Annotated in this window: 26 protein-coding genes and 1 tRNA gene; 14 read left to right on the forward strand and 13 right to left on the reverse strand. The window is 39.3% G+C overall.

Annotated features, from left to right (window positions below):
* The first annotated feature begins 24 nt into the window (after window positions 1-24).
* The 5 genes from LEPBI_RS19035 (at window position 25) to LEPBI_RS07100 (ending at window position 3,027) form a co-directional block, all read left to right on the forward strand.
* Window positions 25-252, forward strand: a complete 228-nt coding sequence (locus LEPBI_RS19035) for a hypothetical protein (protein ID WP_135575725.1) — start codon at window positions 25-27, stop codon at window positions 250-252.
* Entirely contained in the window at window positions 249-947 is a 699-nt protein-coding gene (locus tag LEPBI_RS07085; protein WP_226992903.1) for a hypothetical protein, read from the forward strand. The genes LEPBI_RS19035 and LEPBI_RS07085 overlap by 4 nt, the downstream gene beginning before the upstream one ends.
* Window positions 948-1,050: 103 nt before the next feature.
* Window positions 1,051-1,872: an AraC family transcriptional regulator gene (locus LEPBI_RS07090; RefSeq protein WP_041769772.1), complete on the forward strand. Its 822-nt coding sequence runs from the start codon at window positions 1,051-1,053 to the stop codon at window positions 1,870-1,872.
* Between the two features lie 90 nt (window positions 1,873-1,962).
* Complete coding sequence (locus LEPBI_RS07095) at window positions 1,963-2,454, forward strand: VOC family protein (RefSeq protein ID WP_012476241.1); 492 nt, start codon at window positions 1,963-1,965, stop codon at window positions 2,452-2,454.
* Between the two features lie 126 nt (window positions 2,455-2,580).
* Complete coding sequence (locus tag LEPBI_RS07100) at window positions 2,581-3,027, forward strand: hypothetical protein (RefSeq protein WP_226992931.1); 447 nt, start codon at window positions 2,581-2,583, stop codon at window positions 3,025-3,027.
* Window positions 3,028-3,171: 144 nt separating this feature from the next.
* Here LEPBI_RS07100 and LEPBI_RS07105 read toward each other — a convergent pair whose 3' ends face one another.
* Window positions 3,172-5,061, reverse strand: a complete 1,890-nt coding sequence (locus LEPBI_RS07105; protein ID WP_012476242.1) for an FG-GAP-like repeat-containing protein — start codon at window positions 5,059-5,061, stop codon at window positions 3,172-3,174.
* Window positions 5,062-5,205: 144 nt separating this feature from the next.
* Here LEPBI_RS07105 and LEPBI_RS07110 point away from each other — a divergent pair, with 144 nt between their 5' ends.
* Window positions 5,206-5,607: a YidB family protein gene (locus LEPBI_RS07110; protein ID WP_012388434.1), complete on the forward strand. Its 402-nt coding sequence runs from the start codon at window positions 5,206-5,208 to the stop codon at window positions 5,605-5,607.
* Window positions 5,608-5,625: 18 nt separating this feature from the next.
* Here the strand turns inward: LEPBI_RS07110 and LEPBI_RS07115 are convergent, their stop codons facing one another.
* The 4 genes from LEPBI_RS07115 to LEPBI_RS07130 all read right to left on the reverse strand — a co-directional run bounded on the left by LEPBI_RS07115 (window position 5,626) and on the right by LEPBI_RS07130 (window position 8,663).
* A complete protein-coding gene (locus LEPBI_RS07115) occupies window positions 5,626-6,042 on the reverse strand; it encodes a DUF2452 domain-containing protein (RefSeq protein ID WP_012388435.1) in 417 nt (138 codons plus the stop codon).
* A 185-nt stretch (window positions 6,043-6,227) separates the two neighbouring features.
* Window positions 6,228-7,028 (reverse strand): SPOR domain-containing protein, encoded by an 801-nt coding sequence (locus tag LEPBI_RS07120; RefSeq protein ID WP_012388436.1) that lies wholly within the window; start codon window positions 7,026-7,028, stop codon window positions 6,228-6,230.
* Window positions 7,025-7,642, reverse strand: coding sequence for a dephospho-CoA kinase (coaE, locus tag LEPBI_RS07125; protein WP_012388437.1), 618 nt, complete (start codon window positions 7,640-7,642; stop codon window positions 7,025-7,027). The genes LEPBI_RS07120 and coaE overlap by 4 nt, the downstream gene beginning before the upstream one ends.
* A gap of 82 nt (window positions 7,643-7,724) precedes the next feature.
* Window positions 7,725-8,663, reverse strand: coding sequence for an alpha/beta fold hydrolase (locus tag LEPBI_RS07130; RefSeq protein ID WP_012388438.1), 939 nt, complete (start codon window positions 8,661-8,663; stop codon window positions 7,725-7,727).
* Between the two features lie 70 nt (window positions 8,664-8,733).
* Between LEPBI_RS07130 and LEPBI_RS07135 the strand changes: the two genes are divergently transcribed.
* Window positions 8,734-8,806 (forward strand) — tRNA-Phe (locus tag LEPBI_RS07135).
* Window positions 8,807-8,813: 7 nt separating this feature from the next.
* Here the strand turns inward: LEPBI_RS07135 and LEPBI_RS07140 are convergent.
* Together LEPBI_RS07140 and LEPBI_RS07145 are read right to left on the reverse strand one after the other, a co-directional pair.
* Complete coding sequence (locus LEPBI_RS07140) at window positions 8,814-9,071, reverse strand: hypothetical protein (protein ID WP_012388439.1); 258 nt, start codon at window positions 9,069-9,071, stop codon at window positions 8,814-8,816.
* A gap of 57 nt (window positions 9,072-9,128) precedes the next feature.
* Window positions 9,129-10,532, reverse strand: a complete 1,404-nt coding sequence (locus LEPBI_RS07145; RefSeq protein ID WP_012476243.1) for an aminotransferase-like domain-containing protein — start codon at window positions 10,530-10,532, stop codon at window positions 9,129-9,131.
* A 66-nt stretch (window positions 10,533-10,598) separates the two neighbouring features.
* Between LEPBI_RS07145 and LEPBI_RS07150 the strand changes: the two genes are divergently transcribed.
* Genes LEPBI_RS07150 through LEPBI_RS07155 form a run of 3 tightly spaced genes read left to right on the forward strand, consistent with a single transcriptional unit; the run spans window position 10,599 to window position 12,482 of the window.
* Entirely contained in the window at window positions 10,599-11,792 is a 1,194-nt protein-coding gene (locus tag LEPBI_RS07150; RefSeq protein ID WP_012388441.1) for an aminotransferase-like domain-containing protein, read from the forward strand.
* A 56-nt stretch (window positions 11,793-11,848) separates the two neighbouring features.
* Window positions 11,849-12,004, forward strand: a complete 156-nt coding sequence (locus LEPBI_RS19125; RefSeq protein ID WP_167530796.1) for a hypothetical protein — start codon at window positions 11,849-11,851, stop codon at window positions 12,002-12,004.
* A gap of 49 nt (window positions 12,005-12,053) precedes the next feature.
* Window positions 12,054-12,482 (forward strand): hypothetical protein, encoded by a 429-nt coding sequence (locus tag LEPBI_RS07155; RefSeq protein ID WP_012388443.1) that lies wholly within the window; start codon window positions 12,054-12,056, stop codon window positions 12,480-12,482.
* A 48-nt stretch (window positions 12,483-12,530) separates the two neighbouring features.
* Here LEPBI_RS07155 and LEPBI_RS07160 read toward each other — a convergent pair whose 3' ends face one another.
* A complete protein-coding gene (locus LEPBI_RS07160) occupies window positions 12,531-14,615 on the reverse strand; it encodes a PP2C family protein-serine/threonine phosphatase (protein ID WP_012388444.1) in 2,085 nt (694 codons plus the stop codon).
* Window positions 14,616-14,653: 38 nt separating this feature from the next.
* Window positions 14,654-15,976, reverse strand: a complete 1,323-nt coding sequence (locus LEPBI_RS07165; protein WP_012388445.1) for a radical SAM protein — start codon at window positions 15,974-15,976, stop codon at window positions 14,654-14,656.
* A gap of 258 nt (window positions 15,977-16,234) precedes the next feature.
* On the opposite strand from LEPBI_RS07165, the gene LEPBI_RS07170 reads away from it, so the two are divergent.
* Entirely contained in the window at window positions 16,235-17,416 is a 1,182-nt protein-coding gene (locus LEPBI_RS07170; protein ID WP_012388446.1) for a lipoprotein LipL45, read from the forward strand.
* A 56-nt stretch (window positions 17,417-17,472) separates the two neighbouring features.
* On the opposite strand, the gene LEPBI_RS07175 is transcribed toward LEPBI_RS07170, so the two are convergent.
* Together LEPBI_RS07175 and lipA are read right to left on the reverse strand one after the other, a co-directional pair.
* Entirely contained in the window at window positions 17,473-17,769 is a 297-nt protein-coding gene (locus LEPBI_RS07175) for a hypothetical protein (protein ID WP_012388447.1), read from the reverse strand.
* A gap of 2 nt (window positions 17,770-17,771) precedes the next feature.
* Complete coding sequence (gene lipA / locus LEPBI_RS07180) at window positions 17,772-18,692, reverse strand: lipoyl synthase (protein ID WP_012388448.1); 921 nt, start codon at window positions 18,690-18,692, stop codon at window positions 17,772-17,774.
* A 49-nt stretch (window positions 18,693-18,741) separates the two neighbouring features.
* On the opposite strand from lipA, the gene LEPBI_RS07185 reads away from it, so the two are divergent.
* The 3 genes from LEPBI_RS07185 to LEPBI_RS07195 are packed head-to-tail and all read left to right on the forward strand — an operon-like array spanning window position 18,742 to window position 21,081.
* Window positions 18,742-19,485 (forward strand): pseudouridine synthase, encoded by a 744-nt coding sequence (locus LEPBI_RS07185; RefSeq protein ID WP_012388449.1) that lies wholly within the window; start codon window positions 18,742-18,744, stop codon window positions 19,483-19,485.
* A 56-nt stretch (window positions 19,486-19,541) separates the two neighbouring features.
* Window positions 19,542-20,567 (forward strand): DUF1574 domain-containing protein, encoded by a 1,026-nt coding sequence (locus LEPBI_RS07190; protein WP_012388450.1) that lies wholly within the window; start codon window positions 19,542-19,544, stop codon window positions 20,565-20,567.
* Window positions 20,568-20,589: 22 nt separating this feature from the next.
* Window positions 20,590-21,081 (forward strand): HPP family protein, encoded by a 492-nt coding sequence (locus LEPBI_RS07195; protein WP_420804598.1) that lies wholly within the window; start codon window positions 20,590-20,592, stop codon window positions 21,079-21,081.
* Between the two features lie 3 nt (window positions 21,082-21,084).
* On the opposite strand, the gene fsa is transcribed toward LEPBI_RS07195, so the two are convergent.
* Both fsa and LEPBI_RS07205 read right to left on the reverse strand, forming a co-directional pair.
* Window positions 21,085-21,729: a fructose-6-phosphate aldolase gene (fsa, locus tag LEPBI_RS07200; protein WP_012388452.1), complete on the reverse strand. Its 645-nt coding sequence runs from the start codon at window positions 21,727-21,729 to the stop codon at window positions 21,085-21,087.
* A gap of 51 nt (window positions 21,730-21,780) precedes the next feature.
* Entirely contained in the window at window positions 21,781-22,452 is a 672-nt protein-coding gene (locus LEPBI_RS07205; RefSeq protein ID WP_012476244.1) for a hypothetical protein, read from the reverse strand.
* Window positions 22,453-22,472 lie beyond the last annotated feature (20 nt).

Below are 22,472 nucleotides of genomic sequence, written 5' to 3' on the forward strand. Positions count from 1 at the left end.
GTCGATGGATTCGGAATGGTGGAGATGGGAATATTATTTAGAAATTTAACAATTTTGGCAATTTTGATTTTCGTTAGTTCTTTTGGTTTCAATTGTGAGATTGGAAAAGATAAGGAAACTGGTTCTTCGTCGAGGGCCTGTTCGGAAGCCTGGAAATTACACCAACTCTGTAAGGCATTGAATGGTAATGATTCCACTCGGGCATGCGACACGCAGTGGGCAGGAGTTGTGTATTCTTGTGGGATGATGTGAGAAACTTACCATTGTTAGTAAAATTGATTTTCCTTCGTTTGTTTCCTTTCTTCCTTGGACTATTGATTAGCACTTGCGCCTCCCGTTACTACCTCACTTTGGTTTCGCCTGGCATTACTTCCGAAACAAGACTTAAAAAACAAACCGATCTTCGGATGGAGGAAGCGTCTTTTTATGGACCATGGGCGTATTCCCATACAACATTCTATATTGAGAAATCACAATTATCGAAAGTTTTAGATGATCCTAATAATACTGTATTTCAATCCAAAGAAAAGTTTCTTTTGAGAAAAGGTGATGTTTCACAACTTCATTTATTATTTGAGTTTTGTTATGACAAATCAAAGCAGATTGATATCGAAAAGGATATGGAAAATTATCGTTTCCAATTGAATGGTGTGGATCCAACTGAGAAATTGGTGTATCTTTATCCGTATTCATATTTCAAAAAAGGGAAGAAATTTCGACAGAGATTTCCATTTTATGAAAGGTTGGCGTATCCACGGGAACATATATTGATTACAACAGGATATGACCAGCTTTATTGTGTTCGGACACTACTTGGTTTTGATCTGACGATTGAAAAACAAGGGAAGAATCTTTTTGAGGTAACGACACCGCGTAACCAGCTTTTATATTATGAATACGAAATGGATAAGGAATTTGTGAGATTTAAGGACGAGGAGATCAATTGATAGGATTCATTTGCCTTCAAAAACTTTTGTATGACTAGGAAAGGATTTCATTTTGTATTTTGGGCAAATGTTAGTTTGGTCCAGTTTGAATGAGTCGTGATTGATGGAATACCAAACATATCCACCACATCGAGATTTGAGTTCTATCATCAAATGTTATTGGACACTTGAGGTAGAAACTTCTGAAAACAATGGCAAACAGATCATTGTCCCTGATGGTTGTATCGAAATGGCATTTTTGTTAGGGGATGGGATCAAACGTTTTACGAGTGACGATCGTTATGTCATCCAGCCGAGTGCGATGGTCATTGGGCAAATTACAAAACCGTTTGCGATTGAACCGTTGGGATATGTGAATACATTTGCCGTACGGTTTTATCCGTATGGATTTTCTGCCATCCATTCGATAGGAATGGAGAAATTGAAGGACAAAGAAACTGATTTGTTTGAACTTTTCGGAACTCGTATCTCTACTGAATTGTCTAAACAAATTCGAGAAGCAAACGATACAAAGGAAAGGATTCATATCATAGAAAATTTTTTATTGGATCAATTCAAAGAGAAGTCAAACCAAGAACGAGTGGTGCAAATGGCATTTGATACATTGAACAAAAGCCAAGGTTCGGCTTCGATTCGTTCGATAGGGAAATTAGATTCCAGTAAAATTCGGGATTTAGAACGAAAGTTTTTAAAGCAGGTGGGAGTTTCACCAAAACAATTAGGGAAAATCATTCGTCTGCAAACAGCTTTAAGACTGATGTTAGACGAAAATGACAAAACACTGACTCAAATCGCTTACGATTCGGATTATTACGATCAGTCTCATTTTATCAAAGATTTCAAACAAGTAACGGGTTTGAATCCAAGTGATTTATTCGGTGATAAAAGTTTTTTATTATCTACGATTTTTTACAAAAAAGAATGATTTGTCGTTTTTTTACAATGGGATTCTTTCTAAATCCATTATACTGTTTCCATTCAAATTAATTTTTATCGGAGGTTGGGAATGAACCGTATGAATGGTTTTCAAGTGATGGTTTCATTTTGTTTGTTTTTTGTAATCTTTACACAATGTAAGGATAATACGGAATCGAATGGTAATTCCAGTTCTATGAATTTTGAGAAGGAGGGAAAAGTCATGGGTCCTCGGGTATCCATTGTTGAAATTCCGATGACAGATGTCAGTCGGGCCATCAGGTTTTACGAATCTGTATTCCAAATAAAATTAGAGAGGATGACAATGGGGGATACGGAACTTGGTGTGTTTCCTTCGAAAGAAAACACGGCGAGCATTGTTCTCACAAAAGGAAAGGACTACAAGCCGAAGTCGAATGGAGTTTTGGTGTATCTGAATGCTTCCGAGGATCTGCAACCGACTCTCGATCTTGTGGTAGCCAAGGGTGGAACCATCCTTCTTCCCAAAACAGAAATTAGTCCAGAAATGGGGTATTTTGCTCTTTTTCTCGACACCGAAGGCAATCGTATCGGCCTCCATTCGAATCGCTGAAACCTTGTTAATTGCCCGCATGGTTTTCTGTTAGGTTTCGGAATTTTTTTTAAACAAAGTAAAAAAAAATATCTTTCAAAGGATCTGCCCTTTTTTGCATGATAGGAAGAGGGTTGGATCCAATTGATGGTAATTAAAAAATTTTTGATACTTTGTTTGATTCTCGCGTTTGGGATTGCTTTCGAAATCCATTCAGCAAGGTTATTTACCTTTCCTAGCACGACAAGCGAGTGCCGGTTCAAACCTGGGTACTATATTGAATCCATTCCTTTGGAATCAGGTGAGCTCACCATCCATGTTGATATCACAAATGAATTTGCTACCTTCCATCGGATCATTGATAAATTTTATGTGAAAAATAAAATCAATTGGGTCAAAGACTGCGAATTTGAACTCATCACTTTGGAAATCACGGATCCAATCCTGATGGATTCTGATTTCATCGGCAACAAAACCCATTACCGAGTGAAACAAATTAAAGATACTCTCTACCAATATGCAGAAGTAAACAAACAAAACGTTATATCGTTACAATTCCAGGGATTGGTTTTCCCACACGCTGTGATGGAGTGAGTTGGGAACTTAAGCTGTCTTTGAACAGAAATTCATAATCAACATTTCGTGTGGTAACTTCATATGATGATCACTTTGTTATTGGTGTGAATTCCTAAGTTCGCAAAACAACGTATAAACCTTTGAATGTTTGGCTTTTATGATTTATCCGAATCTCAAGATTTTTTTAGTACGATTCAGAACTAAGGTAAAATAGTTTTCTACGGTTTGTTTCCATAATGCAATGGTATTCCCAATCGAAGTCCCTGCAGGAGGAAGGATGGTTTGGCTTGCGACTCCAGCATTGTTCAAATTTTGACTTGTGGGAACACTACCTCGAATACTATGAAAGGTGTACACTTGATTGGTCGTTGTTGGTTCCGAGATGACGATGTCTTGGAGTCCGTCTGCATTGGTGTCTTGGAACCTAAGGCCTTGTGAAAAATTACCCCCAGAATTCAAACCAGCAAAAAGACTGTTGGGAGATCCACTAGCACTTAAATCCATATTGGGAAAACCCGTGATTGGGTCATTTAACACTAAATAAGTGTCACCGATCCCTGAACTGGCACCTGTGGCACCAATCAGTAAATCCGGAATTCCATCACCATTGGCATCACCAGATGCTAGTGTACCTCCAAAGAAACAATTCATTCCGTTGCAACTACTCGTTATAGGTCCAATGAGCGTCGCCACTGGTGGGTTTGGATATGGATTTGTGGTATCACAAGTGGAATGGTATACAAATACAATTCCTTGGTAGGTATTGAAGGTGGGCCCACCGACGGCAAGATCGATACAACGATCTGAATTAAAATAATCCAAAACAAAATTTGCTCCAAATTGGCAGCCGACTCCTGCAGCACAACCCGGTGAAGGTTCCAGTGGAGCAACTAACATTTGATTGGGGGTCGCAGGTAAGGAACCTTGGTTCGAAACATAAATATAGATCCTCCCTAAACTAGAGGAATATGTGGCTGCACTCACTAATAGGTCTAAATAACCATCCCCGTTGGTATCACCTGCCTGCGCATACGATCCGAAATTATCATTGACTCCTGGTTTGTAGGTTACGTTTGCAGTATTGGTAGTTTGTGACTGAATCGATGCTGATCCTTGGCTATAAAAAATAAACACTTCATCATTCCAAGGAGAGGAAAAAATTCCATCATCATATCCGTCGCCGTTGATATCGGCTCCAATGATATTGGAACCAAATCTTCCCGTAATCGACAATCCATCTAGGATTGCATCCGCAACTCCACCAGTATTTAAATTTTGTGAAGCGATCCCAGCTTGTCCTCGGCTAAGGAAAAGATAAGATTTACCTAAATAATTCGTGCCAGTAGTGTAGGCTTGGGCACCAACCATCACATCAGCGTATCCATCTCCGTTGAAGTCTCCCGATGCAATGCGAGAACCAAAATAAGTTTGAGTGATTCCGTCAGTTAAATTCGTATTAGGTGTCGAGTTCAGAAGTTTTGTGCTGGGATTTGTAGTATATACATATCCATAACCTGTGTTTCCTGCAGATGAATTTGCAGAGACGATCAAATCAGGATACCCATCTCCATCCGTATCTTTATTGTTTCCTTTTCGAACAAGGATGGTATAGGATTTTTCAAAAGGAATGTGTACATAGATGGTATGTAAACTTCCATAGGTCCAAAAGGTATTGGTAACCGCTTTTGCTGGTAGTGGAGCACGCCAGCTTCCATTGATCACGGGGATCCTTGAAGGTTGGGCATCATCAAAACCAACATTCACAAAACTCACATCAGTTGGGGCTGTTCCCACAACAAATCCAGTTTCCACAATCGAATGATTTGTGAGGTTGGCAATCGTTGCTCGTGAGTCTGGTAAGAATAAAAGATAAATTCCAGGAGAATATTTTTTGAGAAAGTCGTTATCGGGACAAAGAAAATTGTTTAACTTCATCAAACATTCAAGTGGGGGGGGGGTGAGGGGATTGGTCCAACAATTGGACAGAAAAAGAGTGATTCCTATGGCAAATAGATATATTTTTTTTTGGAGGGGGAATGGATGTTTGGCCATGGATTTATACAACTAACAATGGATTGATGTTTTGGCTTCTAGTTTTGGAAAGCAATCAATTATTGGCTTTGGAGTTAGGATAAAGTTGGATTTTAAGAAAAAAATTTCTTTCCATATCTTTTTGGATCGGGCAGAATACCCGTCATGAGTTTTTTTGAAAGTTTAAAAGCCGTAGCAGCTCAGGCAGTCGAGCTAGTCCAAAACAATCCACAAGTAGTTTCTGGAATCCAGAAGATCATCGAAGAGAACGGTGGAGTTTCTGGCATTGTTGCAAAATTCAAAGAAAAAGGGTTTTCAGAAGCCGCTTCTTCTTGGGTTGGAACGGGAGACAATGTTAGCATTGGAGCTGATGATGTGTTAAAGGTTTTAGGAAATGATTCGGTAAAAGATTTAGCATCCAAAGTGGGTCTCGACACCGATGCCACAGCAGGATTAGTGGGAAATTTATTACCACTCGTGATTGACAAACTTTCTCCCGATGGAAAGGAACCAGGTGGGGACATCGCATCCCAACTTTCGAGTTTGGCTTCTTTGTTTACGAAATAAGATCAGGATGTTGATGAACTAATTTGGTTTTGACGTATCTTCTTTGATTTCCGTAAAACTTCGGTCCGGATTCATCGTATAAGCACCTTTAAAAGGATGAGGGGGATTTCCTCCCCATTCTCTCGGCGAGAGGAGGGAAAAATAATCTCCTCCTTCTTTTCCATATAAATAAATGAATTGTCCCGGCTTTTTTTCAAACTGGCATTTTGCCTTATGAAGTTCGATGTCTTTTTCTGCCTGTTGTAAGATGAGTTCTGCTTCTTCTTTTAAGGCACGAATTTGTTTGGCAATGACTTCGAGTTTTCCATGGACATGGAGTTTCACAGACTCTTCTGCCAATTCAATTTCTTTGGCACGATCAACCAAACTTATGGCAGGTGCCAAACGACTGGTTCCATAGGTGAGGCTGTGGTGGGGGATAGTTGGATCTTCCATTACTTTTTAGACAAACCTTGGGTATTTTCCAAACCAAATCCAAATGAAATTTTTACGATCCATTTCTTTTTTTAATCCAATGATCCCATCGGATCCGCTTCCTAACCTTCATAGATTCAAATAAGAAAAAGGCTCTCCTAATCATTTAGGAAAGCCAAATTGCCAAGGAAAGACGATTTTTGTTTTTAAGATAATGGTTGGTATTGGATGATCATTGCCTTTGTTTTGATTTCTTTTGGCATAACGGTTTTGGATAAAATCTTTTGGAGGGAATCTTTATCTTTGGATTTTCCGAGTTGCACCACAAAGTATCCGTTTTTCACCATGATGAATGCTTTTGATTTTAATGTACCTTGGTTATCTGAAAGTAATTGGGATAAAAATGTCTCAGCTGACTTACGATTGGTAAACGCAGCAAGTTGGATCGTAAGGTAATTCCCTTCTTTTTGGGAAACCGATTTTGATACAGATGCGATTCCTTGTTTTTGTTTCAGTTTCGATTTAGAACCAGAAGAAATGTTTTTTAATTTCTCTTCCTTTGCTACATAGTTTGTTCGATGTTCTTTTGATTTGGTTAGATCCACTATTTGTTGTTTTCTTTCTTCTTCATCTTTGGCAGTTGATGTTTCCAAATAATAAGGATGGTTTCCGATATCAGCCATTGGAATCTCTTGAGATGAAACGGATTCTTTCGGTTTTGTTCCTTGGACAAGAGACGAAGCAACTTGCGTACCTTGCGATTGGGAAACGGTAGACTCTTCTCCTTTTTTGACCATTGCTTCTGGGGAAGGTAGATTTGTTTCGTTTGTTTCTGGATTCAAACTAACCGTAGGAGTTTTTTGTAAACTTTGTGTCTCTTCCGTTTTCCCTTTTCCAACCGATACGCCTAAGAAAAAAATAGAAAAGAATAGGGCGAAAAGAAAGAGTGATAGAACTCCAATCCTTTGTTTGTCTAAATTGATTACGTAAAATACTCTCTCTTTCATTTTTGAATCCTTTTTTGAATTTCCTTATAGATAATAACGATTTGTTCTTTTAACCCTTCTCTATCAGTATCGTTCGTTACGACAAAATCAGAGAGGATCTTTTTTTTCTCGATGTCCATTTGGGAAGCGGTCCTTCTTTCGAAATCGGCTTTGTCCATCCCACCCCTTACTTTCACACGATCCCAGTTTTGTTCTTTGGGAAGGGAAATTGTGACTGTAAAATCACAAATGGTATGAGCATCGGTTTCAAATAAAAGTGGGACTTCCCAGGCGACGAGACTCCCTTCCTTCGTTCCTTGGAAAAATTCCAGGAATTGTTTTCTTACGAGTGGGTGGAGGAGTTCATTGAGTGCTTTTAGTTTTGTTTCGTCGCTAAAAGCAAGTTCTGCGATTTTTGTGCGATTGATTGTATCATTTTCTGAGACAATCGATGGTCCAAAGATCGAAACGAGTTCGGATTTGACAGGGCTATTTGGTTCTGTGAAACTTCTGGCAATTGTATCAGAACTAATCGTCACTGCACCTAATTCTCCAAAGATGGAAAGCGCAGTGGATTTCCCGGATCCAATGGAGCCGGTAATACCGATTAATGTTTTGTTTGGAGCAAGTGCCACGGGTTTATAACATAAAAAACCCGTGAAAGTACAAGTATTTTTTTACTTCATTTGAGAAAAAAAATACTAAAGGATTTTGTACTTAATCTTTGTTTACTGATCCGTTTAAAATCCAGTCTTGTACCAGTTTGGCGGACAATTTTGGATCTTCGATCATAGGGGCATGGCCCATATTTTCTAATAAGACTGTTTCCAATTTGGATTTCAATTTAGCTTTGAGAACGTCCATTACAGAATAATGGATGACCTTGTCTTCTTTCCCCCAAATTGTAAGGCAGGGTGCCTTGATTTGGTCCAGTTGTGATTCTAAAACATAACCTTCTTTGCGAATTTGTTTTAAGATATGGGCATTCCATTCCCGATTGGCGACCGACTTTTCGGCAAAATAGGATTTTAAAAACGAAGGCAAATACGGTGGTTTCACAAAGGTGAATCGTAGCAGGCGATCAAAGTCTTCGGTATCTTTGACAAGAAGGGGGCTTTCTTTTCCTGAGAGTTCGATCGTTTGCATTTCACTAGGCACTGGACTTTTGATCCCTGCGTTGTCAAAAAGGATTAGTGTCTTCACTTGTTTTGGAAATTTAGATGCAAAGAGACCTGCGATCCCACCACCCATGGAGTTGCCGGCAATATGGAATTCTGTTAGACCAAGTTTTTCTGTAAATTTTTGCAAACGGATGGCTTGGGATTCTTGTGTGTAAGAGATCCCTTCCGGTTTACTCGATTCGCCAAAACCAGGAAGGTCCGGTGCAATCACTCGGATGTTTTTAGGAAGGTGTCTGGAAAATCTGGTCCAGTGATCTTTGTCACCACCAAAGCCGTGTACGACGAGGAGAGTTTCACCATCACCAGGCTTTTCAGTGTACTTCCAATCTAAATCTTCGACTACAACTGACTTTGTTTCTAAGTCAGACCTGTATCTTTCTATACTAATACCTGTTTTGTGAAGCTGGGAGGCACATCCGAAAAGGGTTCCTGTGATGATGATTAAGCTTAGGTGGAGTTTTAATTTTGATTTCATTTTTGTCCTTACAAAAAATGCAAAGGTTCGTTGACAGAGGGCTATGAAAAAATACTTTGGTCGTAACCGAGGCCCTGTAGCTCAGTCGGTAGAGCAGAGGACTGAAAATCCTCGTGTCGGCAGTTCGATTCTGTCCGGGGCCAAGGTTACCTATTTTCCTGCCTTTCTTTCTTCTCCCATCGTCCAAAGTCCCAAAAATTCGTTCTCTTCTACTTTTTTGCAAAGTTCTGGTTTGTATAATTTTTTGACAGGTGGTTTCGGGTAGATATGGATTTCATCATTATCGGGAATGAAGGTAAGCATACGTAAAATCGTATCTTGGCCTTCAATTTCATACATGGTATAAGACATACCTTTGGAAGGAATGATTTGGGATGTTTCCAAATACTTGCGAGTGGTGTCAGACATATCCTAACGGTGTTCAAGGTTTGGTTTGACAGCAACTAAAAAGTTAGTTTTGAAATTCTATTTTTTTAAGAATCGTTTTGCAAACAAACTGAGTTTCTCCCTGATTTTAGGTGAGCTTCCTACGGAAACATTCAAACGAAAGAATTGGTTCCAATGTTTAGAAAGTCCAAATAAGGATCCTGGTGCAATCGCTATGCCCATTTTTTTTGCATCCAAAAGTAATTTATCACCATCTAACGCTGATTCAATCCATAGGACAAAACCACCGTCTGGTTTTGTGATTTTTATGTTTCCTTCACTTTCTTTGACAAGTAATTGGATATAGTCCTGGCAAAGTGATTTGTATTCTCGTCGTAAATATTTTAAATGCCTTTCGTATGTTTGGCGTTTTAAAAATTCCAAAATACATATTTGAGTCGGATGGTTTTCTGCGATTTTAAATGCTCTCGAAATTTTGGATAAGGCAGAAATCCCCGTTTTGGAAGAGACCCAACCAATCCGTAATCCAGGTGAAAGTGTTTTGGAAAAGGAAGAACATAAAAATGATCTCGGACCATTCTTTCCTTCTGGGAAAAAACTCACCAAGGGTTTTGGTCGACTCCCATCAAAGTACAAATCCCCATAAATATCATCTTCTACGAGATGGATTCCGTATTGGTAGGAGATATTCGCTAAGTTTTGTTTTGTTTGGTCACTAAATAAAATTCCATTGGGGTTATTGAAGTTTGCGGCAAATAAAAATACCTTTGGTTTGTGTCGTTTGATGAGTTTTTCAAATTCGGTACTATTTATTCCTTCACCACTTCTATAAGGAATTTCTACTACTTTTAATTTTAGTGTTTCTAGGATTTGGAAGAGCCCTACATAAATGGGAGAAGGAACAATCACGGTATCGCCAGGTTCAGTCACAGCAAACAAAGAGTAGGTGATTGCTTCTGTGCAACCTGAAGTGATTTGGATTTGTTTAGAAATCACTCGGTATCCAAAAAGGGATGTTCGTTTGGCGATCCATTCTCGTAAATTTGGATTCCCTTGTAAGTCCCCATAACTAAAGATATCTTTGTGTAAAAATGCTCTTTTGAATGCAGTATTCAATTCCTGAATAGGTAAATACGTTTCAGATGGGATAGCGGCTCCAAAGGATAAAAGTTTTGGATCCATGACAGTATTCATGATTTGTTGGATTCGATCATCGGCTTCTACCGATTCATAAAATTGATTTTGAGGACCAAAGATCACCGAACTGATTTGTTTCTGTACATAATAGCCTGATTTGTTTTGAGCATAAAGATAACCTTCTTCTTCCAAAATTCGGTAGGCTTCTTTGGCTGTTGATAAACTACATGATTTTAAAGATTGGATTTCGCGAAGAGATGGGATCTTTTCGTTTTCAGAATAATATCCGGATTCAATTTCTTTTTTGAGATCAGATGCAAGTTGTTGGTATTTTGTTTTTTCCATCTGTATACCTATAGTGAGATTCATCTGTATATGGACAGATGTCCATTTGATTGATAATTTATATACATGGAATCTAATCTGACAAATCTATTTTTGGCAAAAAGAACGAAACACATTCGTTCCTCACTGATCCGTGAAATTTTAAAAATAACGGTAAAAGATTCCGAATTCCTTTCTTTTGCAGGAGGTCTACCCAACCCAAACTTAATCGAAAGAGAACTTTTACAAAAGGCGACCGAAAAAACTCTTATCTCCTCGGCCGAGAGTGCCTTACAATATGGTGATTCTACAGGTGTTTCGGAACTAAAACAACTGATCTTAGATACCTTCGTCGGCATGGAGGGATGTGATACCAACTCCATTTGTATCACCCATGGTTCCCAGCAAGGATTGGATATCCTTGGGAAACTGTTTATGGAGGAAGATACAAATGTTCTTTTGGAAGACCCAGTGTATTTAGGAGCCCTTCAGGCATTTTCTCCTTACCAACCCAAGTTTTTTTCCCTTGCATTGGAGGCAGATGGGCCTAGTCTTTCGAAGCTAAGAGAAATCCTTTCCAGTCGCCGAATCCATTGTTTTTACACCAATCCCAGTTACCAAAATCCATCCACAATTACTTGGACTGTGGAGAAACGAATCGCAGTTGCAGAGTTACTCGATGAGTATGAAGTCATCCTCTTCGAAGATGAAGCTTATCAATTCTTAGATTTTTCGGGAACGGTATATCCATCCATTGCTTCGTTTCGAAAGAATAAAGATCTAACATTTGTTTTGGGAAGTTTTTCCAAAATTATTTCACCAGGGTTTCGTTTGGGGTGGGTGGTGGTTCCGAATGTTTATCTGGAGATGTTCACTCGGATCAAACAAGGAAATGATCTCAATTCTAACCAATTTTCACAGATTGTACTGTTGAACCTTCTTTCTCGATTCGATTTCAAAGAACATTGCAGTAAGATCCAATCCTACTACCACAAACAAAAACAACACTTGGTGGATTGTTTGGCAAGATACCTTCCCGAAGTGAGATTCCAAAACCCCCAAGGGGGGATGTTCCTTTGGGTGGAATACCCGAATGTCTCTGAGAAGGAAATGATGCAACATTTGATGGAAAAAAAAGTGGTGATGGTGCCAGGGAATGAATTCCGTTTATTGGATTCAGATTCAGCTTACTTTCGGATGAATTTTAGTTTTTTACAAACAGTGGATATGGAGGAAGGGGTGAAACGAATTGCTTCTGTGTATCGCGACATAATTACGTAACACTTGTGTAGTTAAATTTGTTTGACAAATACTATTCATGTGTTTACTTAATGAATATGAAGCCTGCCATTTCAAAAGCATTGCATCCTAAGTTTTCGGTTCTCAGTTTAGAAGAAAAATTGGAAATCCTAAAAGAAGATCCAAACTTTCGTTTGCTTGTCGAACAGATGTACCAAAACTACAAGGAAAACCGATCCACTGTGATTCTTTGATTTGCCTCGCATTCCCACACATGTTTCTATGGAAGGAAAGTAGGTAATTATGAATTTAGATCTTACACCACAAGAAACAAAACAACTTTTAGATGCATTGACTGTATTTGAATGGGTGAGTAATTCTCCCCATGAAGAATCCGATCCAAGTGTGGATGGATTCCTCCAATCCTTACTCGCAAAATTGTCAAAGAACATGGAAAATAGTCCCATCGTTTCCGAAAACGGAATGTTCACAGTTGCAGAAGAATATTTCCAAGAGGTATTTGAATCCTATATCGAACCATACAATGATGATGTTTTTTGGACAGAACTCACAACAGAACTTGCCCAAAGGGATTTAGAACTCACTTTGTCAGAAAAAGAATTGGAAGCATTAGCCCCAGAAGCATACGAAACCAAAGTGGCAAAAGAAGCAGAAAAATATGATGCAGAGTTCGAAAAAAATGGAGTGGATCGTTTATTCTTAAAAAAATAGAAACATAAAAAAGAATCCATCAAAGTATCTTACGGTGATAAAAACACTCTAAGTTACTGGATCTTTTTTTTCCCATTCTACAAGCACCATCGTTTGGTCATCTTCTTGTTCTTCTTTCCCTTGGAATAAAAACAATTGGATGACAAGTTCCGAAAGGACTCTTTCCGATTCTTTATTTTGGAATTCAGAAAGAATGGTTTGGATTCGTTCCATTCCAAACTCTTCTCGCGCTTCATTTTTTTGTTCTAACATCCCATCGGTAAACAGTAAAATGCGATCCCCTTCCAAAATAGGGAATTGTTTTTGCGTATAGGGTTGGTCCTTTTTTAGTCCAATGATATTGCCTGTTCGGTTCAAGATGATTTGTGTTCCATTCGAAACAAAAATTTGATTTGGGTGACCCGCTGAGGAATAATAAACGGTTTTTGTTTTGGTATCAATGTCCAATAAAAATCCAGAAAAAACAATCTTCAAACCAGAAAACTTATTTTGGATTTTTTGGTTGAGATGGTTCATCAAATCATCGGTTTTTGTGATGAATCGTTTGATGGCTTCATATTCTGATTTGATGGCCATTGTATATAACGCTGCCTGGATTCCGTGTCCTGTTGCGTCCGCGACAAAAAATCGAACGGTCCCATTATCCAATTCAAAGATATCATAAAAATCTCCTCCCACTTCATCCTGTGGTTGGAAGTAAAGATGGATTTTTAAAGGATCAAATTTGATTCCATCTTCCGGCAGAATTTTTTGTTGGATCTTTTTGGCGAGGAGTAGGTCCTTTTTAATTCGATTGAGAGAGGAATTCAATTGATAGGTTCTGTCTGAAACTATTTGTTCTAGGTTTTCTGTCACAGCTAACAATGATTCATTGCTAATTTTTAAACTTTCTGCCAGTTCTTCAGCGCGAACAAAAGCATTGGCAATCCTACTCGATAGAATAAGAGATTGGATGAAGATAAAACATAATAACGCATAGGGAGTGAGTCCAATACCACGACTATTCAAACTATGTTTGAGGATATCAAAGGAAACGGAAAATGCTAAGACAAGTAGTCCCATCAAAAAAAGTTTAGAATTTGGTCTGCTGTTGATGACAGCTTTTAAATTGATATGGATCACATATCCGATGATGATGAATGCTAAAATTTGAAATCCATAAAGTAAAATCGTAAAAATGGAGATGGGTAAAAATAAAGTCAAAGAAAAGAGTGAACTTGTGATGATGGCACGGCGAACATGTTTGGCTTTTGATTCTTCTGGAAATAAGGAATGGATAAAAAGTAAAAACGTGGGGACTGCAAAATAATAAGAAGCAAACTCAATGCGAAATGCAGTGGGCCAATGAAACCTAGGAAAGAGTTCCAATACATACCTCTCGCCTGTAAAGGCAAGGCGTATTCCCAGTAAAAAACAAAAGATAGCAAAGTAAAAAATGGATTTTTCCTTTCGTTTGTAAAAGAACAATCCAAAATGATAGAGTCCAATGAGGGATAGTGCACCTAGGAGAAACAATTCTCTGGCATTGGCAAACATCTTCTCCCGATCCATTGCATATTTGTTTCCTATGATAGGATTCCCCCAAAATCCACCAAAATTGTTTTCATAATTGGCAATGTGAAATACAAGTTCGATCACTTCATCGTCCGGGATGAGAGTGTAGTATTTTGATTTGATACGAGGAGTGTCATCAAATTGATTGATACCAGGTTTTCCTTGGCCACCAATGAGAACTCCATTGGCAAAAAAACGATACGAAGAGGCAATGTCTGGAATATAAATCCTAAGTTCTTGGCCGACAGTTTGTTTGTTAGTGTGAATGAACGCACGTAAGGTGACCTTACCAGTTCTTGGTAATTCGATGCCACCATACTCTTCATTTTGCCATGAGTTTGGAATGGCAAGGTATCCTGTTAATTCCTTTTGGCCGTGAAAGGGTGGGTAATGGAATTCTCCAAAATACAATTCCCATTCCCCTTGTAATTCGATGGATGTGTTTTCTTTGAAAGTGATCTCGCGTAAATCTAAGATCCCTTGGCGAAAACGGAGGTCTCCCTCTAAATCAGGATTCTGGCATTGGAATGAAGATAAGGCTATGGCGACACACACCAAACCTAAAATTACTTTTCGCATTGTACTTGAGTCTCTTTCCTTCTTTGGTTTGGAAAGAACTAATTTCGCCCAGAATATCCTATGACATCCATAAAGGCAGAGACAGAAAAAACTGCTTTCCCGGGTCCAGGTTCCCCATATCCAGGAGGTGTTGGCAATCCATAGGATTCAAAGGTTTCTTTCCATGCGCGTAACAATTCACAAAAATAAACAAGCGGAGGACCTGCTTGTTGGCCAAGGGTTGTGTATGGTTCGGGGCACCATGCTGTAAATCTAGGCACAATTCCTTTGGACATAAAAAAGTCTAATCCTTGTTTGGTGGATGTGATGGCCTCTTTCACTGTTTTGAATCCCCATGGTTCGGAAAGTTCCACTCCACCAACAAAGTTTGGAATGACATTTTCGGGACCAAACACTTCAGCCGAATCCACCACACGTCGGATCCAGTTTTCATACCCGATCCAACTGGCTTTCCCTGGACAAATTTTTTCAAAGAGTGTTTTGTCCCACACTTCATAATTGGGATGGTAGATTTGGATCCCCGCATCTTTGAATTTCTGGCAATCTTCCTTTTCAAAGGCCTGTGCCACCAGTTTTCCCATCCATCGTTTGGGAAACCTGGCTTCGATGGCTTGTGGGTATTGGAGGTAAAAATCTACTTCTGATTTTTTCTTTAAATTGGTGAGGACAGAGCCACCAGTGATGGTGTATACCTTTGCAATTTGGTCTTCTGCATCCACCCAAGAAAGGACTTCTAAAATATCTTCGACATCCTTAACACCTGTATAAGGCCGTCCGGCCCCTTTTTGTTGGCGGTAGTTATGGTTGATATCGCAGTAGGCACATTCCTCATCTTTTCCAAAGTACTGGCAATTGCGAAAGACCGTTAGGTACAAGAGGTATCCCCATTCAATGACGGGAGCAATTTCACCCGGAAATTTTCCCGATTTGGTTTTGTGTTTGTACCAAGACGGAATCGGAGGGTATTCGGCGGTTCCAATCTCTGTTTCATCTAAGTAGAGAGTTGGCTTTCCCTCCTTCAGTTTCATTTTGTACGGTGAATTTGGGTTGTTACGAGTGGAGATCACTGTTTTCAGAAGTCCGAAGTGACCTCCGCTGATTTTGATTTCTTCCGGTGCTTTGGTATCTGCGCCATCTTTTAGGTCGGCCAGTGGGATATGATCAAAGGAAAAGATGAAGTAGTCTTTGGATTTATACGGGTCTTTCACTTGGAAAGCCTCAGGAAAAAAATGAATCCCCTGCCGGAGGATGTCTTGTTTGACAATGGCTTCCATGGGTAGGTCTTTGTAAGTTCTTTCCATTTCTTCCAATAATGGAAGTGAGGAGGCAGGTCTTTGGTTCAATGTAGAGGTTTCAGCCATAATGGGAGTATTTTTCTTCCTTTCTCTTAGACAAAGCGATTTTCCCAGAAAAATAGCCAAAAACCCCCTAAATTCCGCGGTTCTTCGCAAAAATACCGAATATTCGTTTACAAATCCCCACACTAAATTATTTTTTTTCCGAACTAATGAAATTTTTTTCATTCTAGAAAAAAATACAAAAAAGCTGGGAATTTTCTATGTCTCAGTTTGTTGATTAGAGAGTAAGGAAATTAGAATTTCACTAAGGGACAGGAAGATATGAAAGCATCGAAACTAACCATCATAGGACTTGCGATTCTTTTCACTGGACTTACAGTTTGTAAGAAACCAGATGCAGAAGTAACGGAAGCACCTAAAAAACCAGCAGACTTGTCTGCGGTTGTCGTATTTGCGGTAGGAGATTCAAAAATCCAACACGCAGACCAAACGGAAGAAAAAGCACAACTTGGTTCTCTTCTGAAAACAGGGGATAATGTAGTCACAGGCGACAATGGAAAAGTAGACATCCAATTTGCAGATGGCTCGAGCATTCGTATCTCTCCAAAGTCCGCGATTGACTTTGCAAGACTATCACAAGACAATGCAGGAACAACAGACACTCAAATTGCTCTCGTTTCTGGAAAGGTTTTTGCGAAAGTCAACAAAGCTAAGAAAGAAGACAACTTTACTGTCGTGACACCAACTGCGATTGCGGGTGTGCGAGGAACGTCTTTTATCGTAGAATCAGCTGAAGGAAAACCTGCGAAAGTGAAAGTAGTGGAAGGATCCGTTGCATTTGCTCCGCGTGTTCCCGCTCTTGAAAAACTTTCTGAAGAAGAAATTTCTAAGAATGGTGATCTTAAAAAACTACAAGAGTCCATTGCAAAAGCAGAAGTCATCTTAGAAAAAGACCAAGCTTCGACTCAATCTGCAAAATCTGCAGAACTTGCGAAATCAGCAGACATCCAATCTTTGGATTTGTCAAAAGCGTTTAAAACTTCTGAGAAAGAAAAACTCGTAGTTGAAAGTGCGAAATTGACTAAAAACGAAGAACAAGAAATCAAAACGATCGTGACTGTTGACAAACAAACAGCACAAGAGATTGTAAAACTTAGTGAATCAGCACAAACTGAGAAACTCGATGAATTGAAAAAACAAGAAATCGATACTAAGAAACATGAGATCGAAAAAGAAGTAGCGAAACGACAAGAAGAAGAGAAGAAAAAATTCGAAGATTCTTTAGCGAGCCAACCAAAAGATTTCAAATCTAAAAAAGACATTGTAAACTACTACGAAAGAATCGAAAAAATCGTGTTAGTTGACGGAAAAACAGTGATTGGTGCGATCATCAACCAAGAAAATGGTCAACTGATTGTTCACACTGAAAATGGTGTTAAAAAAATTGATATGGACAATGTAGAAGAAGTCATTTACGACCTTCAACAAAAATCCAAATTCTAAAACAACCACACCCTTAAGTAGAAAAGAAGCCTGGAGGAATTCCCTCTGGGCTTTTTTTATGTACGGTTCGTTTTGTATTCGTTCCAGAGAATGCGTATGGCATTGATGAGTGGACTCACTTCGATGAGGAGCAAATTGTTTTGGTATTTTACAAGGAGAGTGTTTTGACCAAATCGATCCATCTCCCCCCATTCCACTTGTAATTCAGGGTGGTGGGTGAGTGCCTTTTGGATGAGGACTTTGACCTCGTAGTCAGAAAGAGTTTCATCAATTTCGCCTAAATCCTTTAGGATGGACAAAAAGAATGTTTTTGCGAGCCCTCTTTGAAATTCCTCAGATTCCTCTTCGTTCATATCTACTCTGTCGGTAGAATTTGGGATTCCTCATGGAAATATTCATCTGCATGGTAGGAAGACCGAACGAGTGGTCCAGAAGCTACCGTTTTAAATCCAATCTTGTATGCCGTTTCTTTCCACATGACAAAGGTTTCTGGGCGGACGAAACTTTGCACTGGGTAGTGGGTTGGGCCTGGCTGTAGGTACTGACCGATTGTCAACATCCGGACACCATGAGCAAATAAATCCATTAGGCATTGGTTTACATCTTCGTCTGTTTCCCCGAGTCCAAGAATGATCCCACTTTTCGTGAGAAATCCATGGTTTGCAATATGAGCTAATACTTCGAGAGAACGTTTGTAGTTTTTTTGTGGGGTGATGGTAGGGAAGAGTGATTCCACAGTTTCGATATTATGATTGATGATATTCGGTTTCGCCGCATACAGAATCTGTAAGGAATCTTCTTTTGCCTTAAAGTCAGGGATGAGAACTTCGATCGTACAATCTTTATGGTAGGTTTTGATTTTGGTGATGGTTTCTGCAAAGTGACTTGCCCCTCCATCTTTTAAATCATCCCGGTTCACAGCGGTGAGGACCACATGTCTCAGTCCAAGCGACTGCACAGATCTTGCGACTCGTTCTGGTTCGAGGGAATCTAAGGGTTTTGGTTTTCCAAAGGCAACATCACAGTATTGGCACCTTCTTGTACAAATGTCTCCTGCGAGCATATATGTGGCAGTTTTGCGGTTCCAACAATGGTTGAGGTTTGGGCAACTTGCGGATTCGCAAACTGTATGGAGCTCTTTGGATTCCACCTCCGCTCGGACAACAGAAAGTGCATCCGAATCCGTAGGAAAGCTCACTCGCACCTTCATCCAGTCCGGGAGGGGAACGGTGGGGTTTAGATTTTTGGAGCGAGGTTTCTTTTTTAATGGATTCATACCTTCTTTAGACTTTTTGAAATGAGGCCACTTTGTAAAATGGAAAATCATGAGGATCAATGCATTTCTTGCCAAATTAGGTTTAGGTTCCCGTAGAAAGGTCGAAGAATTGGTCCTCGCCGGTAGGGTCAAAATCAACGGAAGTACCATCACAGACTTGTCTTTCCAGGTAAACGAAGAGGATTCTATTCTCTTTGATGGAAAACCTGTGACAAAAGAAGAAGGTTCCGATTCTAGACCAAAAATCATCGCCTTTAATAAACCACCAGGGTTTCTCACATCCCATGAAGACAAACACCATGAGAATACCATCTTTACATTATTACCAGAGTCGTTTCAAAAATACAATTATGCGGGACGCCTTGATTTAGATTCGAGAGGGCTTATTCTATTATCCATCGATGGAAATTTCATTCAGAAGGTGACACATCCTAAAAATAAAATTGATAAAGAATATATTATTAGTTTGAAACAACCTGTCAGTTGGAAAAAAATTGCCGAAGAATTTATGTTAGGTGTAAGAGAAGGTGGAGAAACACTTAGAGCACTTGCTGTAAAACCAGCCAATGTATTCCCCGAAAAAACACCACCTGGTTTTACCAGTTACCTCAGCATCGTCTTAAAAGAAGGGAAAAAAAGGCAAATCCGAAGGATGTGTAAAACAAAAGATTTGGTTGTTCTTGATTTGTATCGGATCCGCATTGGGAAATTAGATTTGCGAAATTTTGATCTATTGGAAGGAAAATACAAAGTGGTCACAGAAGAGCAAGTTCTTGGAAATTTGAATCCTTAATTTAGTTGAAGAATCCACTCGACTCGTAAAATGGTGAGGTTAGGGGATTTGTTTTTTTGAAATCAAAACCATTTTTATTTTACCCAGTTGTTCTCTTTTTATTTATTTTTTTAGTAGATAAAATATTTTTATTACCAATCTTTCATGATGAATTTCTGCAGGCTGGTAATTCCGTTTTTTATTTTCAAAGAAAGGTATTAAAGGAACGCCTACTGAGAGACCCGGATTTAAAGGATAAAAAACTCGCTCTTGTTTTTGGGGACTCTCGGTCCTATCCTTTTTCTGAATTAGGCATCCCTGAACCTCATAAAAAAGATTGGTCTTTATACAATTTCAGTAGCCCTCAAGGAATTCCTATGAATTCCTTCATCCAATTCCAAGAAATTTTGGAATCAGGGGTCACACCAAATTTTGTCATTTTGTCTCTGAGTCCAGAAGCCTTTGATGATTCCAAAGGTTTTATCCTCTCTCCTTTTTTAAGGATGGGCTGTGACAAAAACTGCATTGAAACCGTTTGGGAAGATGTTCCTAGTAAAGAAAAATGGTATTATTTCTTAGACCACGTTTTTGCAATTCGAAGTGTTGAGTTCAATCTATCGTTATTTTCATCCCGACTCAAACAAGGAAAACTGAGAGAATACAAATCCGCATACAACCAAGAATACCAACTCATCAATTTCACAAAAGGTGAGTATCTCATGTATGGTGTACATGAAAATCCAATTGAAAAAATCAAAAACGATACTGTCCGGATCGGTAATTTATACATGCGATCTTTTGTTTTAGGTAAATCTCAACTACCATATGTGGAAGCTTTTTTAAAACTCACGAAAGAAAAGAATATCAAAACTTTAGTGATTTGGCCAAAAGTTTTCCCAGGTTATTACTCCTATTATGAAAAATTCCAAGTAAAAGAAGTTTGGTGGAATCCAATAGAAGTCATGGCGAAACAATACGGAGCTTCTTCTCTCAATTGGAACCAGCCAAATACTTGTGATTTATTCAATGATGCTTCCCACCAATCTGCATTATGTTTTGTCGATCAGATGAAAGAAATTTGGATCAATTACGCTGAAAGATAGATTCAAAAATATCCCCTATAAAATTAAAGCACCACTTCTCGCGAAACGAAACAAACTTTCCTATCGTTTTGCCATTTGGAGTTTTATCAGTAGTACGGTTTCGATATGGTCCATTTTAATCATTACTAATTTGTCAGGGCATACCTTACTCATTGGTTCATTTGGAGCCACCGCTGTTTTATTATTTGCTGTTCCAGATGCACCCCTTTCCCAACCACGAAATCTCATCGGAGGTCATATCCTTTCTGCATGTATCGCCGTTTTGCTTGTACAAACAATCGGCACTAATTTTTTGACGATCGGGTTATCGGTTGGTCTTTCAATCCTTGTCATGTATCTGACTCATACCTTACACCCTCCAGGAGGGGCCACTGCGCTGATTGGTGTGATTGGGGGAGTGGGAGTGGAATTTATATTTTTTCCCGTTATGGTAGGTGTTCTTGTATTACTTTGTAATGCGTTAGTCGTGAACAATCTGGTACACCACCGGAAGTATCCGGTGGTGTGGTTTTAGGTTTTACCAGTTTAGTTTTTTGGAGTCTTCGACAAACTTAGCAAGTCCACTGTCTGTGAGTGGGTGTTTGAATAACATTTCAAATACCGAATAAGGAAGTGTCACACAATCCGCTCCGCGTAATGCCACTTCTTTGAAGTGAATGGGGTGGCGAACAGATGCCGCAAGGATTTGAGTTTCAATTCCGTAGTTGTCGTAAATTTCTCGGATCTCAGAAATGAGTTCCAAACCATCGTATCCCACATCATCCAATCGTCCTACGAAGGGAGAGATAAAGGTTGCACCAGCTTTTGCTGCAAGTAAGGCTTGGTTTGCTGTGAAACAAAGTGTAACGTTTGTTTGGATCCCTTGTTCTGCAAATGCTTTCACTGCTTTCATGCCTTCAGGGATGAGAGGGACTTTGACTACAACGTTTTCTGCAATTTTAGAAAGTTCTAATCCTTCTTTGATCATGGTCGGCGCATCGGTCGCAAGTACCTCGGCACTTACAGGACCTTTTACAAAACTACAGATTTCTTTGATGACTTCTGTGAATTTTCGGCCTGATTTTGCAATGATGGAAGGGTTTGTCGTGATACCGTCAAGTAAGCCTAATTCATGGACTTTTTTGATTTCGTCAATGTTGGCTGTGTCTAAAAATAAATTCATTTTGCCTCGTATGCTTGGTGATTTAGAACCAAGCCTCACGAGACAAGGTAACTACGGGATTAAATCCCGCAAGGTTTTTGTTTCCTGAACACTGAAGAAATCCACGTAATCTTTGGCAATGATGTCACGAAGATTGGCTGAAAAATAATCGATACGACGAGTGTAAGGGAGTTTTTTGTATCCTTCCCTCCAAACGACAGCAAAACCACCTCGCGGAGGATTTTCCCTTCGTTCCACAAGTTCCCAAATGGCAGCACCGGAAACCTTATCATCTCCAATGGATTCTTTCCTTGGTTTCCCATATTTTTTTTCGAGTTTTTCTTTGATTTTGTCTGTTGGGACCAAATTGAAAGTCACTCCCACAGAAAATAGAATCCCATTTTCTCGAAACTCTGTTTGCCCTTCAATCGCTGGATCCGCTTCTGGTTGTCCCTCACGTTTTGGTCTCACTTCCTTTAGAAGCTCTGGGGTTTTATAAAAACGGTATAAATACAAAATGCCATTCCGACGGATGAGAAGACTCACATCCTTTTTTTCGTTTAGGATTTCAATCTTTTCCTTGGAATCTGGGTTTGTAGCCATCGAAAGGAATTTTTCGCGGATGGATTCAAACGTCATCCCCCAGGAGGCTTCCGCAAATCCATCTAAGGTATTTGGCATTTCTGTTTGTGAAAATAGATAACCAGGAAAACAAAAGAGGAGGAAAAGCAGATATTTCTTCATATAGTTTTTATCGGACAGTC

It is taken from the genome of Leptospira biflexa serovar Patoc strain 'Patoc 1 (Paris)' (assembly GCF_000017685.1).
GTDB classification, from domain to species: Bacteria; Spirochaetota; Leptospiria; order Leptospirales; family Leptospiraceae; genus Leptospira_A; species Leptospira_A biflexa.

What these genes read in the sequence shown, in the direction of transcription:
- LEPBI_RS07090 (WP_041769772.1), top strand. Translation starts at nt 1,051, where the DNA reads ATGGAATACCAAACATATCCACCACATCGAGATTTGAGTTCTATCATC.
- LEPBI_RS07175 (WP_012388447.1), bottom strand. Translation starts at nt 17,769, where the DNA reads ATGAACGAAGAGGAATCTGAGGAATTTCAAAGAGGGCTCGCAAAAACA.
- LEPBI_RS07115 (WP_012388435.1), bottom strand. Translation starts at nt 6,042, where the DNA reads ATGGAAGATCCAACTATCCCCCACCACAGCCTCACCTATGGAACCAGT.
- LEPBI_RS07165 (WP_012388445.1), bottom strand. Translation starts at nt 15,976, where the DNA reads ATGGCTGAAACCTCTACATTGAACCAAAGACCTGCCTCCTCACTTCCA.
- LEPBI_RS07110 (WP_012388434.1), top strand. Translation starts at nt 5,206, where the DNA reads ATGAGTTTTTTTGAAAGTTTAAAAGCCGTAGCAGCTCAGGCAGTCGAG.
- LEPBI_RS07160 (WP_012388444.1), bottom strand. Translation starts at nt 14,615, where the DNA reads ATGCGAAAAGTAATTTTAGGTTTGGTGTGTGTCGCCATAGCCTTATCT.
- LEPBI_RS07170 (WP_012388446.1), top strand. Translation starts at nt 16,235, where the DNA reads ATGAAAGCATCGAAACTAACCATCATAGGACTTGCGATTCTTTTCACT.
- LEPBI_RS07145 (WP_012476243.1), bottom strand. Translation starts at nt 10,532, where the DNA reads ATGGAAAAAACAAAATACCAACAACTTGCATCTGATCTCAAAAAAGAA.
- LEPBI_RS07130 (WP_012388438.1), bottom strand. Translation starts at nt 8,663, where the DNA reads ATGAAATCAAAATTAAAACTCCACCTAAGCTTAATCATCATCACAGGA.
- LEPBI_RS07185 (WP_012388449.1), top strand. Translation starts at nt 18,742, where the DNA reads ATGAGGATCAATGCATTTCTTGCCAAATTAGGTTTAGGTTCCCGTAGA.
- LEPBI_RS19035 (WP_135575725.1), top strand. Translation starts at nt 25, where the DNA reads ATGGGAATATTATTTAGAAATTTAACAATTTTGGCAATTTTGATTTTC.
- lipA (WP_012388448.1), bottom strand. Translation starts at nt 18,692, where the DNA reads ATGAATCCATTAAAAAAGAAACCTCGCTCCAAAAATCTAAACCCCACC.
- LEPBI_RS07140 (WP_012388439.1), bottom strand. Translation starts at nt 9,071, where the DNA reads ATGTCTGACACCACTCGCAAGTATTTGGAAACATCCCAAATCATTCCT.
- LEPBI_RS07105 (WP_012476242.1), bottom strand. Translation starts at nt 5,061, where the DNA reads ATGGCCAAACATCCATTCCCCCTCCAAAAAAAAATATATCTATTTGCC.
- LEPBI_RS07120 (WP_012388436.1), bottom strand. Translation starts at nt 7,028, where the DNA reads ATGAAAGAGAGAGTATTTTACGTAATCAATTTAGACAAACAAAGGATT.
- LEPBI_RS07150 (WP_012388441.1), top strand. Translation starts at nt 10,599, where the DNA reads ATGGAATCTAATCTGACAAATCTATTTTTGGCAAAAAGAACGAAACAC.
- LEPBI_RS07095 (WP_012476241.1), top strand. Translation starts at nt 1,963, where the DNA reads ATGAATGGTTTTCAAGTGATGGTTTCATTTTGTTTGTTTTTTGTAATC.
- LEPBI_RS19125 (WP_167530796.1), top strand. Translation starts at nt 11,849, where the DNA reads ATGAAGCCTGCCATTTCAAAAGCATTGCATCCTAAGTTTTCGGTTCTC.
- LEPBI_RS07155 (WP_012388443.1), top strand. Translation starts at nt 12,054, where the DNA reads ATGAATTTAGATCTTACACCACAAGAAACAAAACAACTTTTAGATGCA.
- LEPBI_RS07100 (WP_226992931.1), top strand. Translation starts at nt 2,581, where the DNA reads ATGGTAATTAAAAAATTTTTGATACTTTGTTTGATTCTCGCGTTTGGG.
- fsa (WP_012388452.1), bottom strand. Translation starts at nt 21,729, where the DNA reads ATGAATTTATTTTTAGACACAGCCAACATTGACGAAATCAAAAAAGTC.
- LEPBI_RS07205 (WP_012476244.1), bottom strand. Translation starts at nt 22,452, where the DNA reads ATGAAGAAATATCTGCTTTTCCTCCTCTTTTGTTTTCCTGGTTATCTA.